At 58.8% G+C, this 16,067-nt stretch carries 12 protein-coding genes; all 12 read right to left on the bottom strand.

The window, feature by feature from the left end:
* Positions 1-20: 20 nt before the first annotated feature.
* Positions 21-866, bottom strand: a complete 846-nt coding sequence (gene kdsA / locus AC07XF_RS15455) for a 3-deoxy-8-phosphooctulonate synthase (RefSeq protein ID WP_495027163.1) — start codon at positions 864-866, stop codon at positions 21-23.
* 5 nt (positions 867-871) lie between these two features.
* On the bottom strand, positions 872-2,503 hold the full coding sequence (pyrG, locus tag AC07XF_RS15460; RefSeq protein ID WP_495027164.1) for a CTP synthase: 1,632 nt from the start codon (positions 2,501-2,503) through the stop codon (positions 872-874).
* A gap of 274 nt (positions 2,504-2,777) precedes the next feature.
* Positions 2,778-4,106, bottom strand: coding sequence for a tRNA lysidine(34) synthetase TilS (tilS, locus tag AC07XF_RS15465; protein WP_495027165.1), 1,329 nt, complete (start codon positions 4,104-4,106; stop codon positions 2,778-2,780).
* Positions 4,107-4,237: 131 nt separating this feature from the next.
* On the bottom strand, positions 4,238-5,185 hold the full coding sequence (locus AC07XF_RS15470) for an acetyl-CoA carboxylase carboxyltransferase subunit alpha (protein ID WP_421139264.1): 948 nt from the start codon (positions 5,183-5,185) through the stop codon (positions 4,238-4,240).
* A 139-nt stretch (positions 5,186-5,324) separates the two neighbouring features.
* Positions 5,325-8,846, bottom strand: a complete 3,522-nt coding sequence (gene dnaE, locus AC07XF_RS15475; protein WP_008052762.1) for a DNA polymerase III subunit alpha — start codon at positions 8,844-8,846, stop codon at positions 5,325-5,327.
* A 77-nt stretch (positions 8,847-8,923) separates the two neighbouring features.
* On the bottom strand, positions 8,924-9,550 hold the full coding sequence (gene rnhB / locus AC07XF_RS15480; protein WP_008019543.1) for a ribonuclease HII: 627 nt from the start codon (positions 9,548-9,550) through the stop codon (positions 8,924-8,926).
* Between the two features lie 11 nt (positions 9,551-9,561).
* Complete coding sequence (lpxB, locus tag AC07XF_RS15485) at positions 9,562-10,692, bottom strand: lipid-A-disaccharide synthase (protein WP_495027166.1); 1,131 nt, start codon at positions 10,690-10,692, stop codon at positions 9,562-9,564.
* Between the two features lie 2 nt (positions 10,693-10,694).
* Positions 10,695-11,471, bottom strand: a complete 777-nt coding sequence (gene lpxA, locus AC07XF_RS15490; protein WP_495027167.1) for an acyl-ACP--UDP-N-acetylglucosamine O-acyltransferase — start codon at positions 11,469-11,471, stop codon at positions 10,695-10,697.
* Positions 11,468-11,908 (bottom strand): 3-hydroxyacyl-ACP dehydratase FabZ, encoded by a 441-nt coding sequence (gene fabZ, locus AC07XF_RS15495; RefSeq protein WP_007978374.1) that lies wholly within the window; start codon positions 11,906-11,908, stop codon positions 11,468-11,470. Before fabZ ends, lpxA begins: the two co-directional genes overlap by 4 nt.
* Positions 11,909-12,016: 108 nt before the next feature.
* A complete protein-coding gene (gene lpxD / locus AC07XF_RS15500; protein ID WP_495027168.1) occupies positions 12,017-13,072 on the bottom strand; it encodes a UDP-3-O-(3-hydroxymyristoyl)glucosamine N-acyltransferase in 1,056 nt (351 codons plus the stop codon).
* A 3-nt stretch (positions 13,073-13,075) separates the two neighbouring features.
* The gene (locus tag AC07XF_RS15505; protein ID WP_085724503.1) at positions 13,076-13,579 is read right to left on the bottom strand and encodes an OmpH/Skp family outer membrane protein; all 504 of its coding nucleotides are present in this window, start codon (positions 13,577-13,579) and stop codon (positions 13,076-13,078) included.
* Between the two features lie 45 nt (positions 13,580-13,624).
* On the bottom strand, positions 13,625-16,000 hold the full coding sequence (gene bamA, locus AC07XF_RS15510) for an outer membrane protein assembly factor BamA (RefSeq protein ID WP_495027169.1): 2,376 nt from the start codon (positions 15,998-16,000) through the stop codon (positions 13,625-13,627).
* Positions 16,001-16,067: the final 67 nt, after the last annotated feature.

Genomic DNA, 16,067 nt, shown 5'->3' on the forward strand with positions numbered 1-16,067 from the left:
CCTACAGGGAGAAATGAGGATTACGCGGTTTCTACCGTCGGAAAACTCTTCACCAGTACGTCCAGGGCTTTGAGCTGGGCCAGAAATGGCTCCAGTTTGTCCAGACGCAAGGCGCAAGGACCGTCGCATTTGGCGTTGTCCGGATCCGGGTGGGCTTCCAGGAACAGGCCGGCCAGCGACTGGCTCATGCCGGCCTTCGCCAGGTCGGTGACCTGGGCGCGACGACCACCGGCGGAATCCGAGCGACCGCCAGGCATTTGCAGCGCGTGGGTCACGTCGAAGAACACCGGGTATTCGAACTGCTTCATGATGCCGAAGCCGAGCATGTCGACGACCAGGTTGTTGTAGCCGAAGCTCGAACCACGCTCGCAGAGGATCAACTGATCGTTACCCGCTTCCACGCACTTGTTCAGGATGTGCTTCATTTCCTGAGGTGCGAGGAACTGGGCTTTCTTGATGTTGATCACGGCGCCCGTTTTGGCCATCGCGACCACGAGGTCGGTCTGGCGCGACAGGAAGGCCGGCAACTGGATGATGTCGCAGACTTCAGCGACGACCGCGGCCTGATCCGGCTCGTGAACGTCGGTGATGACCGGCACGCCGAAGGCTTGCTTGATGTCCTGGAAGATGCGCATGCCTTCTTCCAGGCCCGGACCACGATAGGAGGTCACAGAAGAGCGGTTGGCCTTGTCGAAACTGGCCTTGAACACGTAAGGGATACCGAGCTTTTCGGTGACCTTCACATACTCTTCGCAAACCTGCATGGCCATGTCACGGCTTTCCAGCACGTTCATGCCGCCGAACAGCACCATGGGCTTGTCGTTGGCAATCTCGATGTCGCCGACGCGGATGATCTTCTGTGCCATCGGGGTTACGCCTTCTTCTGGTGTTGAGCCAACGCGGCCTTGACGAAACCGCTGAACAGCGGGTGACCGTCGCGTGGCGTCGAGGTGAACTCAGGGTGGAACTGGCAAGCGACGAACCATGGGTGATCCGGTGCTTCAACCACTTCAACCAGTGCGCCATCCCCGGAACGACCAGAGATTTTCAAACCGGCTTCCATGATTTGCGGCAGCAGGTTGTTGTTCACTTCGTAGCGATGACGATGACGCTCGACAATCACGTCCTTGCCGTAGCAACCGTGAACCAGGGAACCCGGCTCCAGCAGGCAATCCTGAGCGCCGAGACGCATGGTGCCGCCCAGATCGGAGGATTCGGTACGGGTTTCGACAGCGCCGGTGGCATCTTCCCACTCGGTGATCAGACCCACGACCGGGTGACCGCTTGCACGATCGAACTCGGTGGAGTTGGCGTCTTTCCAGCCCATCACGTTACGTGCGAACTCGATAACGGCCACTTGCATACCCAGGCAGATACCCAGGTACGGAACCTTGTTTTCGCGAGCGTATTGCACGGCGGTGATCTTGCCTTCAACGCCACGCAGACCGAAGCCGCCAGGCACCAGGATTGCGTCGACGCCTTCCAGCAGCGCAGTGCCCTGGTTCTCGATGTCTTCGGAATCGATGTAGCGCAGGTTGACCTTGGTACGGTTGCTGATGCCGGCGTGACTCATCGCTTCGATCAGCGACTTGTAGGCGTCCAGCAGCTCCATGTACTTGCCGACCATGGCGATGGTGACTTCATGCTCAGGGTTGAGCTTGGCGTCGACCACGGCTTCCCACTCGGACAGATCGGCACCGCCGCATTGCAGGCCAAAACGCTCGACGACGAAATCGTCGAGGCCCTGGGAATGCAGGATGCCCGGGATCTTGTAGATGGTATCGGCGTCTTCCAGGGCGATCACCGCACGTTCTTCAACGTTGGTGAACTGCGCGATCTTGCGACGGGACGACACATCGATCGGGTGGTCGGAGCGGCAGACCAGCACGTCTGGTTGCAGGCCGATGGAACGCAGTTCCTTCACCGAGTGCTGGGTTGGCTTGGTTTTGGTTTCGCCGGCAGTGGCGATGTACGGCACCAGTGTCAGGTGCATCAGCATCGCGCGCTTGGCGCCGACTTCAAAACGCAGTTGGCGGATCGCCTCGAGGAACGGTTGCGACTCGATGTCACCCACGGTGCCACCGATCTCGACCATTGCCACGTCAGCGTCGCCAGCACCCTTGATGATGCGGCGCTTGATTTCGTCGGTGATGTGCGGGATCACCTGGATGGTTGCACCCAGGTAGTCACCACGGCGCTCTTTGCGCAGGACGTGTTCGTAGACACGGCCGGTGGTGAAGTTGTTGTTCTGGGTCATGGTCGTGCGGATGAACCGCTCGTAGTGACCCAGGTCCAGGTCGGTCTCGGCGCCGTCGTGGGTGACGAACACTTCACCGTGCTGGAACGGGCTCATGGTGCCCGGGTCGACGTTGATGTACGGGTCCAGCTTCAGCATGGTGACCTTAAGTCCCCGCGCCTCCAGGATGGCCGCCAATGATGCCGATGCAATGCCTTTCCCCAATGAAGAAACAACACCGCCCGTGACGAATATGTAGCGCGTCATGAAAAACCCTAGAAGTCTGCGTTAAAGCGGTCCGAGCCGCCGGGGAAAGCGAAGGAAGGCCGAAGCCCCCGATCACCTGCATTAATCACAGTGCACCTTTCAAAAAAACCGCCGCGTTGGGACAGACCGGGAAATGAATCACCGGTTCGTTGCTCGCTACACATTTTTTGGAATCGCCCAGCAAAGACTGCTTGGTAATCGGCAACTCCTGCAATTCAGGCGAATCCACAGAAGTTGTATCAAGAAGGGAGCGTAGTCTACCGGAAAGCCCCTTTCAGCTCAAACCTTGATCTTCGTTCAATGGCTGCCAATGCAAATGCCAGTCGCCGCTCGCATCGCCATCGAGCCCCTTGAGGTTCGCTACCGCCAGCAATTGCCCGTCTTTGTAGAGCAGCGGCAATCTGCCGCGCACGAAGGACGGTACACCGCTTTCATTGAGCAAACGTTTCAGGTCCCGATGGCCGCGGCCTGGCAAAGCCATGACCTCTCCCCCCTCACGATAGCGGATCTGTAACGGGCCGTCGGGGATCTGCCCGGTGAGCGAAAGCACGCCGTTGTCCGGGATAACCAGTGGTGAAGCCGGATTCTGCCATGCCCCGACGGCAGGCAGAGGTTGCAACCAACGACCGGACAGCCACCAGATCCGCCCGCCTGCCCGGTGCAGTTCGCCATCGGCCAGCCGCCACACCGGGCAGGCATCGCCGGTGGCGTCGCGCAAATCCGCCCAACCCGACCAATGGTCAGTGTCCGGCAGGCGGGTCAGCGGCTCGAGCCAATGACTCAGGGCATTGCGCTGCCGGGCATCAGACAGTTGCGCAAGCGGCGCCAGTTCAAGGGACCGCAATCCCAGCCAGTCGAACTCACTGACAGAGTTGGCCTCACGCAAATCCATTTCTGCCAGTTCTTCGAGCAACCCCTGCGCTTCAGTCAAATGTGCCGCGCTGCGAGCCATGGTCGCCACCGCTTGTGGCCAGCGCCGGGTCAATTCGGGGAAGACTTGGTGCCGCAGGTAGTTGCGCGAGTACTGCCGATCTTCGTTTGAAGGATCTTCGATCCAGCTCAAGCCATGCTCGTTGGCATAGGCCTCCAGTTCAGCCCGCGTGACATCGAGCAATGGCCGCAGCAGATGGCCCTTGCCCAACGAGCGCTGACGCGGCATTCCCGACAGTCCGCGTACGCCCGCGCCGCGCAACAATCGAAACAGCAGGGTTTCCGCCTGATCGTCGCGGTGCTGGGCCGTCAGCAGTACGTCGCCAGGCCGAGTCACGTCGGCGAACGTGTGATAACGCGCATCCCGCGCCGCACGCTCCAGACTGGCACCGGGCTGCACCTGCACCCGAACGATCTGCAACGGGACACCCAACGCAGCGCACACAGAACGACAATGTTCCGGCCACGCATCGGCCACAGCTTGAAGGCCGTGATGAACATGGATGGCGCTCAGCGCCGGCAGGGATTCGGTTTTTGCGAGATATGCGAGCAGATGCAGCAGGACGGTGGAGTCCAGGCCGCCAGAGAAGGCGATGCGCCAGGTCGCAGCATTGCGCCACGGTTTCAGATTCAGCAAAAGCCTGGAAGGCAAGTCAATCGCGGGCCGATCCATATCTTTCCCTTTGCACAAATCAAATGTGGGAGCGGGCTTGCTCGCGAAGGCGGCTGAACATTCAACACATCAGTTGATTGTTATACCGCTTTCGCGAGCAAACCCGCTCCCACATTCAAGCCGAGGTCAGATCAGAGACCGTAGCTCATCAGTCGATCGTAACGACGCTTGAGCAGCGCTTCGTTATCGAACTTCTTCAGCATCGCCAGTTGCGAGCTCAGCTCGGCGCGGATCGATGCCGCAGCAGCGGCCGGGTCACGGTGCGCGCCACCCAATGGCTCGCCAATCACCTTGTCCACGATGCCCAGGCCTTTGAGGCGCTCGGCGGTGATGCCCATCGCTTCTGCGGCATCCGGTGCTTTCTCGGCGGTTTTCCACAGAATCGAAGCGCAACCTTCCGGCGAGATCACCGCGTAGGTCGAGTATTGCAGCATGTTCAACTGGTCGCAGACACCGATCGCCAGTGCACCACCGGAACCACCCTCACCGATCACGGTGGCGATGATTGGGGTTTTCAGGCGGGCCATGACACGCAGGTTCCAGGCAATCGCTTCGCTCTGGTTGCGCTCTTCGGCGTCGATGCCAGGGTATGCGCCCGGGGTGTCGATGAAGGTCAGGATCGGCATCTTGAAACGTTCAGCCATTTCCATCAGGCGGCATGCCTTGCGGTAGCCTTCCGGACGCGGCATGCCGAAGTTGCGGCGAACCTTCTCGCGCACTTCACGGCCCTTCTGGTGACCGATGATCATCACCGGCTGGTCGTCCAGACGGGCAATACCGCCAACGATCGCAGCGTCGTCGGAGAAGTGGCGGTCACCGTGCAACTCGTCGAACTCGGTGAAGATGTGTTCGATGTAGTCCAGGGTATACGGACGTTTCGGGTGACGCGCCAGACGTGCGATCTGCCAGCTGGTCAGCTTGCCGAAAATGTCTTCGGTCAGCGTTTTGCTCTTGTCCTGCAGGCGGGAGATCTCATCGCCGATATTCAGCGAATTGTCATTACCGACCAAGCGCAACTCTTCGATCTTGGCTTGCAGGTCGGCGATCGGCTGTTCGAAATCTAGAAAATTCGGGTTCATAGGCGTCCGTCTTGGGTCGAGTCCCAAGGGATCTTGGGCCGGCCGGTTGTCTATTCGCGCCCTACCTTAAGGGAGAGGCGCGTTGAGGTCGAGATTAAAAATTCAGGTCAAGGTCAGGGCAATCTGATAGCACTGACCGTCAACGGTATTGGAGGAAGACGTTGTCTCGCCCGAACTGGTCACGCAGGGCTTGAATCAACGCATCCGCCGGATCGATCCGCCAGCCTTCGCCGAACTGCAGCAAGGCTTTCGCATCAGGGCTGGTGTAGTCCATGGTGATCGGGCACGCACCGCGATGACGCTTCAACAGCTCACCCAGCCAGCGTAGCTGATCGCCCTTGAGGTCCTTGGCATGTAACTTCAGGCGCAGGCTTTCGGCCAGATTGGTGCGCGCATCTTCCATGCTCATCACCCGCTTGACCCGCAACTTCAGGCCACCGGAGAAGTCGTCATTGCTGACCTCGCCTTCGACCACCACCATCGCGTCGGTCTGCAACAGCGACTGCGCCGAATGGAACGCCTCGGAAAACAGCGAGGCCTCGATCCGTCCAGAGCGGTCATCAAGGGTGATGAACCCCATCTTGTCGCCCTTTTTATTCTTCATCACCCGCAGGGCGATGATCATCCCGGCGACGGTCTGGGTATCGCGCGCCGGTTTCAGATCAATGATGCGCTGGCGGGCGAAGCGACGGATTTCACCCTCGTATTCGTCAATCGGGTGACCGGTCAGGTACAGGCCGAGGGTATCTTTTTCCCCTTTCAGGCGCTCTTTGAGGGTCAGCTCCTTGGCCTTGCGGTGATTGGCGTAGACGTCGGCGTCTTCTTCGACAAACAGACCGCCAAACAGGTCAGAGTGACCACTGTCCTGGGTGCGCGCGGTCTGTTCGGCCGCCTTGATCGCTTCTTCCATGGCCGTCAGCAGCACCGCGCGATTGCGGTCGATGTTGGCCTGGTAGGCTTTTTGCTCATCGTGGAAATACGGCCCGAGGCGATCCAGGGCACCGCTGCGGATCAAACCGTCGAGGGTGCGCTTGTTGATACGCTTGAGGTCGACCCGGGCGCAGAAATCGAACAGATCCTTGAACGGACCGGCCAGACGCGCTTCGGTGATCGCCTCGACCGGCCCCTCACCCACGCCCTTGATTGCACCCAGGCCGTAGATGATCCGGCCTTCGTCGTTCACCGTGAACTTGAATTCGGAAGTATTCACGTCCGGCGCGTCGAGACGCAGCTTCATGGTCCGCACTTCTTCGATCAAGGTCACGACCTTGTCGGTGTTGTGCATATCCGCCGAGAGTACCGCGGCCATGAACGGCGCCGGGTAGTGCGCCTTCAGCCACGCGGTCTGGTACGACACCAGCCCGTAGGCGGCGGAGTGCGACTTGTTGAAGCCGTAACCGGCGAACTTTTCCACCAGGTCGAAGATGTTACCGGCCAGGTCAGCATCAATATTGTTGGTGGCGCAACCTTCAATGAAGCCGCCACGCTGCTTGGCCATTTCCTCGGGTTTTTTCTTACCCATGGCTCGACGCAGCATATCCGCGCCACCGAGGGTGTAACCGGCCATGACCTGGGCAATCTGCATCACCTGTTCCTGGTACAGGATGATGCCGTAAGTCGGAGCCAGTACGGGCTTGAGGCCTTCGTACTGGTAGTCCGAGTGCGGATAGGCCAGCTCGGCGCGACCGTGCTTGCGGTTGATGAAGTCATCCACCATGCCCGATTGCAGCGGCCCCGGACGGAACAGCGCCACCAGTGCGATCAAGTCTTCCAGGCAGTCGGGCTTGAGCTTTTTGATCAGCTCTTTCATGCCGCGGGATTCAAGCTGGAACACTGCCGTGGTTTCGGCTTTTTGCAGCAGGGTGTAGGTCGGCTTGTCGTCCAGCGGGATGAACGCGATATCCAGCGGTGGCTCGTTGACCTTGGCGCGGTCGCGGTTGATGGTTTTCAGCGCCCAGTCGATGATCGTCAGGGTCCGCAGGCCGAGGAAGTCGAACTTCACCAGACCGGCCGCTTCAACGTCATCCTTGTCGAACTGGGTTACCAGACCGTCACCGGCCTCGTCGCAGTAGATTGGCGAAAAGTCGGTCAGCTTGGTCGGCGCGATAACCACACCACCAGCGTGCTTGCCGACGTTACGCACAACGCCTTCGAGCTTGCGGGCCATCTCCCAGATTTCCGCGGCTTCTTCATCGACCTTGATGAAGTCACGGAGGATTTCTTCCTGCTCGTAGGCCTTCTCCAGGGTCATGCCGACTTCGAACGGAATCATCTTCGACAGACGATCCGCCAGGCCATAGGACTTGCCCTGCACCCGCGCCACGTCACGGACCACAGCCTTGGCGGCCATGGAACCGAAAGTGATGATCTGGCTTACCGCGTTGCGGCCGTATTTCTCGGCCACGTAGTCGATCACCCGGTCACGACCGTCCATGCAGAAGTCGACGTCGAAGTCGGGCATCGATACCCGTTCCGGATTGAGGAAACGCTCGAACAGCAGGTCGTATTCCAGCGGGTCGAGGTCGGTGATCTTCTGCACATAGGCCACCAGCGATCCGGCACCCGATCCACGGCCAGGACCTACCGGTACGCCGTTGTTCTTGGCCCACTGGATAAAGTCCATCACGATCAGGAAGTAACCGGGGAACCCCATCTGGATGATGATATCCAGCTCGAAATTCAGCCGATCAACATAGACCTGACGCTTGGCCTCGTAGTCTTCGGTGGTGTCTTTGGGCAGCAGTACCGCCAACCGCTCCTCCAGACCGTCAAACGAGACCTTGCGGAAATACTCGTCGATGGTCATGCCATCGGGGATCGGGAAGTTGGGCAGGAAGTGCGTGCCCAGCTTCACTTCGATGTTGCAGCGCTTGGCGATCTCGACGGTGTTTTCCAGCGCTTCGGGAATGTCGCTGAACAGCTCGGCCATTTCCTCGGCGCTTTTGAGGTACTGCTGATCGCTGTAATTCTTCGAGCGCCGCGGATCGTCAAGGGCACGGCCCTCACCGATGCAAACGCGGGTTTCGTGGGCGGCGAAGTCTTCCTGCTTGATGAAGCGCACATCGTTGGTCGCCACCAGCGGCGCGCCGAGCTTCTCGGCCAGCGCCACGGCACCGTGCAGTTGTTCTTCATCGTTGGGGCGGTTGGTGCGCTGGATTTCCAGATAGAAACGATCCGGAAACACTTCCATCCATTCGCGGGCCAGGGTTTCCGCTTCCGCCGGGTTGCCGCTGAGCATGGCCTGGCCGATCTCGCCTTCTTTGGCCGCCGATAGCATGATCAGGCCTGCGTTGGCTTCGGCTACCCATTCGCGCTCGATGATGATCGCGCCATTGCGCTGACCATCGATAAAGCCGCGGGAAATCAGTTCAGTAAGGTTGCGATAGCCTTCGGCATTCATCACCAACAGGCTGATCCGGCTCAGCGGGTTGTCCGGATCCTTGTTCGACAGCCACAGGTCGGCGCCGCAGATCGGCTTGATCCCGGCACCCATGGCGTTTTTATAGAATTTGACCAGGGAACACATGTTGTTCTGGTCGGTGACCGCCACGGCAGGCATGTTCATGCCGACCAGGGTCTTGACCAGCGGCTTGATCCGCACCAGACCGTCGACCAGGGAGTATTCAGTGTGCAGGCGTAGGTGAACGAATGAAGCCGGCATAGTGATCCTGTCTAGAAACGTGAAGACAACAAGGCCCGGATTGTACCGGGCCTTGGCAAAAAAAATCAGCCTTGCGACTAACTCTCGATCAAACCTTCGCGAGCTTCATAGGCCAGCCGCACCGGAGCAAACGAACGCCGGTGAATCGGCGTTGGGCCAAGACGCGCGAGTGCTTCCAGATGAACGGGGGTCGGGTAGCCCTTGTGACCACCGATGCCGTAGCCGGGGTAGATCAACTCGAACGCGGCCATTTCCCGGTCGCGGCTGACCTTGGCCAGAATCGATGCGGCGGCGATGGCTGGAACCTTGCTGTCGCCCTTGACCACAGCTTCGGAGCGCATCGGCAGTTTCGGGCAACGGTTACCGTCAATCATCGCCAGTTTCGGCTGGATATGCAGCCCGGCGACAGCACGCTGCATGGCCAACATGGTGGCGTGCAGGATATTCAGTTCGTCGATTTCTTCGACTTCGGCGCGAGCGATGCACCAGCTCAGGGCTTTTTCGCAGATTTCGTCGTAGAGCTTTTCGCGACGGGCTTCGGTGAGCTTCTTCGAATCGTTCAGGCCGAGGATCGGGCGGTTCGGATCGAGGATCACCGCCGCTGTCACCACCGCGCCACAGAGCGGGCCGCGACCGACTTCATCGACGCCGGCAACCAACTCTTCGACTTCAGCGACCAAGGTGAAATCCAGCCCCATCTGCATGTTCGTTTTACTCATTTGACTTGGCCGATCAGGTTCAGCACTGCGTCCGCAGCCTGGTTGGAGGCATCCAGACGCAGGGTCCGGTGAATCTCGTCAAAGCCACGGGTCTGCTCTTCCCCGTCTTCGATCAACGGTGACAACGTCTGGGCCAGCGCTCCGACCGTGGCATCGTCCTGCAATAACTCGGGCACCAACAGACGCTGGGCCAACAAGTTCGGCAACGAAATGTAGGGGCTTTTCACCATGCGCTTGAGAATCCAGAACGTCAGCGGTGCCAGGCGGTAGGCAACCACCATCGGCCGTTTGTACAGCAACGCTTCAAGCGTTGCTGTACCGGAAGCAATCAACACCGCATCGCACGCTGCAAGGGCCAGATGAGACTGTCCATCGAGCAGGGTCAGTGGCAGATCGCGACCGGCCAACAGTTCTTCAAGCTGTGCGCGACGTTGCGCACTGGCGCAAGGCATGACAAACCGCACACCCGGGCGCAATGCCCGCAGGCGCTGCGCGGTATCGAGAAACAACGCACCGAGCCGGCCAACCTCACCGCCACGGCTGCCAGGCATCAACGCCACCAGCGGCCCGTCAGGCAAACCGAGCTCGGCCCGCGCAGCCGCGCGATCGGCTTCGAGTGGAATGGCATCGGCCAGGGTATGACCGACAAACCGCACCGGCACGCCTTTCTCTTCATAGAACCTGGCTTCGAACGGGAACAGCGTGAGCATCAGGTCGCAGCCTTCGCGAATCTTCAGCACACGCTTCTGTCGCCAGGCCCAGACCGACGGGCTGACGTAATGCACCGTCTTGATACCGGCCTGGCGCAGTTTGAGTTCGATATTGAGGTTGAAGTCCGGCGCATCGATACCGATGAAGACATCGGGCTTGGCGGCGATCAGGTCAGCGACCAGTTTTTTGCGTCGCGCCAGCAACTCGCGCAGACGGCCCAAGACTTCCACCAGCCCCATCACTGACAGGCGCTCCATCGGGAAGTACGGGGTCAGGCCCTCGGCCTGCATCAGCGGACCGCCAACTCCAATGAATTCAACGGCCGGGTGACGAACCTTGAGCGCGCGCATGAGGCCCGCGCCCAGAATGTCACCGGAAGCCTCACCCGCTACCAGCGCAATACGCAGATTGGCCATGATTAGCGGGTGATGCCGCGAGTCGAAGACTGGATGGAGTCACGGAACACCGCCACTTCCGGATACTGGGCCGATGGTTCGGCCAGTTCGACGAGCGCCTGCTCCACGGTCAGGCCCTGGCGGTAAACCACCTTGTAGGCACGGCGCAGTGCGTGGATCGCATCTTCGCTGAATCCCCGACGGCGCATGCCCTCGAAGTTCATGCTACGGGCTTCGGCAGGGTTGCCGAATACCGTGACATACGCAGGAACATCCTTGCCGATCGCTGTACCCATGCCCGAGAAGCTGTGGGCGCCAATGTGGCAATACTGGTGAACCAGGGTAAAACCGGAGAGGATTGCCCAGTCCTCCACATGCACATGGCCCGCCAGTGCGGTGTTGTTGACCAGGATGCAGTGGTTGCCGATAACGCTGTCGTGGCCGATGTGGGCATAGGCCATGATCAGATTGTGATCGCCCAGGGTCGTTTCCGAACGGTCCTGGATGGTGCCACGGTGAATCGTCACGCCTTCACGGATGACGTTGTGATCGCCAATCACCAGGCGGGTTTCCTCGCCTTTGTACTTCAGGTCTGGTGTGTCTTCACCCACCGAGGAAAACTGGTAGATGCGATTGTGCTTACCGATTCGGGTCGGGCCCTTGAGAATCACGTGCGGCCCGATGACTGTCCCCTCGCCGATTTCCACACCTGCGCCGACGATCGACCACGGGCCGACCTCGACGCCGTCAGCCAGAACGGCTGTCGGATCGATGATTGCACGAGGGTCAATCAAACTCATAGCTTGCGTTCCGCACAGATGATCTCAGCCGAGCAGACAGGCTTGCCATCGACCGAAGCCTGGCACTCGAACTTCCAGATCTGACGCTTGCAGCTGATGAATTTGGCTTCAAGGATCAGTTGATCGCCCGGCAATACTGGCTGGCGGAAGCGCAGCTTGTCGGAACCGACGAAGTAATAGAGGGTGCCGTCAGCCGGTTTCACGTCGAGCATTTTGAAACCAAGGATCCCGGCAGCCTGAGCCATTGCCTCGATGATCAATACGCCCGGCATGATTGGATGCGCAGGGAAGTGACCATTGAAGAACGGTTCGTTGATGCTGACATTCTTGTAGGCGCGAATGCGCTTGCCTTCAACATCCAGCTCCACTACCCGGTCCACCAGCAGGAACGGGTAACGGTGAGGCAGGTATTCGCGAATCTCGTTGATGTCCATCATTTCGGGGGGAAGCCTATGTAAAGATTGGGAGCGCGCGACTGATACACGCTCCGCTAGCAAATCAAGGAGGCAGTCTAGCGGCTGTGCACACTTGATATGGAAATGGTATCAGCCATCTGATGAAGCATTACCGTCAGGGGTCACTTCCCCTACCTGCTTTTCCAGCTGTCGCAGACGTCGCGCGATGTCATCGAGCTGACGAATGCGAGCCGCGCTTTTGCGCCATTCGGCTGCTGGCTGCATGGCCGTACCGGAAGAATAGGAACCCTTTTCGGTAATCGAGTGGGTCACCATGGTCATCCCGGTGATGAAAACGTTGTCGCAAATTTCGATATGTCCCACCAGCCCTACACCGCCAGCGAGCATGCAATGCTTGCCGATTTTGGTGCTGCCGGAGATCCCGACACAGGCCGCCATGGCGGTGTGATCACCGACCTGAACGTTGTGGGCGATCTGGATCTGGTTGTCGAGCTTCACACCATTACCAAGAACGGTATCGGCCAATGCGCCGCGGTCGATAGCGGTATTCACGCCAATCTCCACATCGTCACCGACCAACACACCACCGATCTGGGCAATTTTCTGCCAGACACCTTTCTCATTGGCAAAACCGAAACCTTCGCCACCGAGCACGGCACCTGACTGAATGACCACACGCTTGCCGATGCGCACGTCGTGGTACAGCGTGACCCGCGGGGCCAGCCAACCGCCTTCGCCGATTTCGCAACGGGCACCGATGAAGCAATGCGCACCGATGGTCACGCCGGCAGCAATACGTGCCGCGCTTTCGATCACCGCAAAGGCACCAATACTCGCAGCCGGGTCAACCACCGCGTCCTCGGCCACAACGGCTGTCGGGTGAATACCGGCAGCCGCTTTCGGCTTTGGATCGAACAGGTGGGAAACACGCGCGTAGGCCAGATACGGATCTGGCACCACCAGCGCATTACCGGCAAAACCTTCGGCATCAGCAGCCTTCAGCAACAGCGCTGCAGCCTGACTGTCTGCCAGGTACTTACGGTATTGGGGGTTTGCGAGAAAGCTCAACTGAGCTGGGCCAGCCTCCTGCAAGGTGGCTAGCCCAGTAATTGCTTTCTCGGGGTCGCCACGTAGCGTGGCGCCGAGGAACTCGGCCAGCTGGCCGAGCTTAATGGTCACGGTCATGGATTACTTCAGCTGATTCATGCGCTCGATAACCTGGCGAGTGATGTCGTACTGAGGCTTGACATCAATCACTGCGCCACGCTCGAAGACCAGGTCATAAGCACCTTTCTTGATGACTTCCTCCACAGCGCTGTCCAGTTTCGGCTTGAGCTGCTTCAGCATTTCACGGTCGGCAACGGCTTTGGCTTCGTTCAGTTCCTTGGACTGGAACTGGAAGTCACGGGCCTTTTGCTTGAATTCAAGCTCCAGACGCTCGCGCTCGCCCTGCTGCATTTTGTCGCCACCGGCCATCAGGCGGTCCTGAATACCCTTGGCGCTGGTTTCCAGCGCCTTGAGCTTGGTCAACTGAGGACCGAACTTCTTCTCGGCATCCACGGCATATTTCTTGGCCGCGTCGGACTCCAGCAGAGCCATCTGATAGTTCAGAACAGCAATTTTCATGTCGGCAAATGCCGGACCAGCGACCAGTACGCTGGCCAGGAGAACCAATTGAGTCAACTTACGCACGATGCACTCCTACAAAATTCATTGTCGTTATCTTGGGTCAGACGCTTAGAACGTCTGGCCGAGGGAAAATTGGAACACTTGAGTCTCAGCGTTATCCGGTTTCTTGACTGGCATGGCCAACGCGAAACTCAGAGGACCCAGTGCGGTGACCCAGGTCACACCCACACCGACAGAACTGGCCATGTTGCTCAAGCTGATATCGTCGCACTTGGTGTTGGACTTCGTGCCATCGGCGTTTGTGGTATCCGAGCACGATGAATTGAACACGTTACCCACATCCCAGAATACCGAAGTACGCAGGGAACGCTGGTCCTTGACGAACGGCAGAGGGAACAATACTTCAGCACCACCCTGAATCAGGACGTTACCACCAAACGGCAGTGGATCCTGGTCCGGGTCGAATTGAGTGCCAGGGTTCTTGCCGGTACTTGGCGTACTGCGAGGACCCAGAGTGCTGTCCTTGAAGCCACGTACCGAGTTGAAACCACCAGCATAGTAGTTTTCATAGAAAGGCAAGCCGTCGGTCGAACCGTAACCATCGCCATAACCCAGCTCGGTATGCAGGCGCATGGTGTAGTTCTCGGACAATGGCTGGAACAGCTGGCCACGGTAGTCGAGCTTGAAGAACGACAGGTCGCTGCCTGGAACCGTGGATTCCAGCACCAGGCTCTGGGAATGACCACGGGTTGCGAGTACGCCCTTGTTCAGGGTGGACTCGGACCAGCCGGCCGAAGCCTTGAAGTTCAGGTACTGATCGCCTTCCTTGTTAACGAAGTCGAAAATCTCGTCAACGGTGTAAATACCGGTTTTGATCTTGTCCTGCTGCGCGTTCAGGCCGAAGGTCAGACGCGATGTTTCGCTGATCGGGTAACCGACGCTCACACCTGCACCCAGGCTGTCGACGGCATAGCTCGCTACATCGACGTCGAGGTCATTGTAGTCAGTGGTGCGGTAGAAGGCGTTGTAACCCAGGCTCACGCCATCAGCGGTCCAGTAGGGGTCGACAAAACCGAAGTTGTAACGCGTCTGGTACTGACTTTTGGTCAAACCGATACTGACCTTGTTACCGGTACCCAGGAAGTTGTTCTGGGTGATCGAACCACCGAGGATCAGGCCGGCACTCTGGGCGAAACCGACGCTGGCGGTAATCGAACCGGAGGCTTGCTCTTCAACGCTGTAGTTGACGTCCACCTGGTCATCGACACCCGGCACGGCCGGGGTCTCGACGTTGACTTCCTTGAAGAAGCCCAGACGCTCCAGACGGGTCTTGGATTGGTCGATCAGGTAAGTCGAAGCCCAGCCGCCTTCCATCTGACGCATTTCACGACGCAGTACTTCGTCTTCGGACTTGGTGTTGCCACGGAAGTTGATGCGGTTCACGTAAGCACGCTTGCCCGGATCGACGGCGAACAGGATGTCTACGGTGTGATCTTCATCGTGCGGTTGAGGCACGCCGTTGACGTTGGCGAAGGTATAACCTTCGTTACCCAGACGACGGGTGATCAGCTCGGAGGTCGTGGTCATCAGCTTGCGCGAGAACACCTGGCCTTTTTGCACCAGCAGCAGGGACTTGACCTGGTCTTCCGGGACTTTCAGGTCACCGCTGAGCTTGACGTCACGAACGGTGTATTTTTCGCCTTCGTTGACGTTGACAGTGATGTAGACGTGTTTCTTGTCCGGCGTAATGGATACCTGGGTCGAAGCGATATCCATGTTGATATAGCCACGGTCCAGGTAGTAGGAACGCAGACGCTCCAGGTCACCGGACAGCTTTTCACGGGCGTACTTGTCGTCGTTCTTGAAGAACGACAACCAGTTGGTGGTCTTGAGTTCGAACAGGTCGATCAGGTCTTCATCGGGAAAGACTGTGTTGCCCACCACGTTGATGTGCTGGATCGCCGCAACGGTGCCTTCGTTGATATTGACCTTCAGGCCGACGCGGTTGCGCGGCTGCGGCACCACTTCGGTATCGACGGTAGCCGAGTAGCGACCCTGAGCGACGTACTGGCGCTGCAGTTCGTTACGCACACCTTCGAGGGTGGCACGCTGGAAGATCTCGCCTTCGGCCAGACCGGATTGCTTGAGGCCTTTCATCAGGTCTTCGGTAGAGATCGCCTTGTTACCTTCGATCTCGATACTGGCGACCGACGGGCGCTCGACTACCGTAATGACCAGGACGTTGCCATCGCGGCCCAGCTGGATATCTTGAAAGAAACCGGTTTTGAACAGAGCACGAGTGGATTCCACCAGGCGACGATCATCCGCCTGTTCACCGACGTTCAACGGCAAAGCACCAAAGACGCTACCCGCGGAGACCCGCTGGAGGCCATTGACGCGAATATCAGAGATAGTGAAGGACTCGGCGTGAACTTCGGCGATCATCAATACGGTGAGAACCGCAGTTAGCAGCAGACGTTTCATGAAGTCCTTTCTTATTCCAACTGGCAATAAACAAACTGCCGCAAAATGCGGCAGATTCGCAATTCAG

The sequence above is a fragment of the Pseudomonas sp. GW821-FHT01C01 genome (assembly GCF_059422645.1).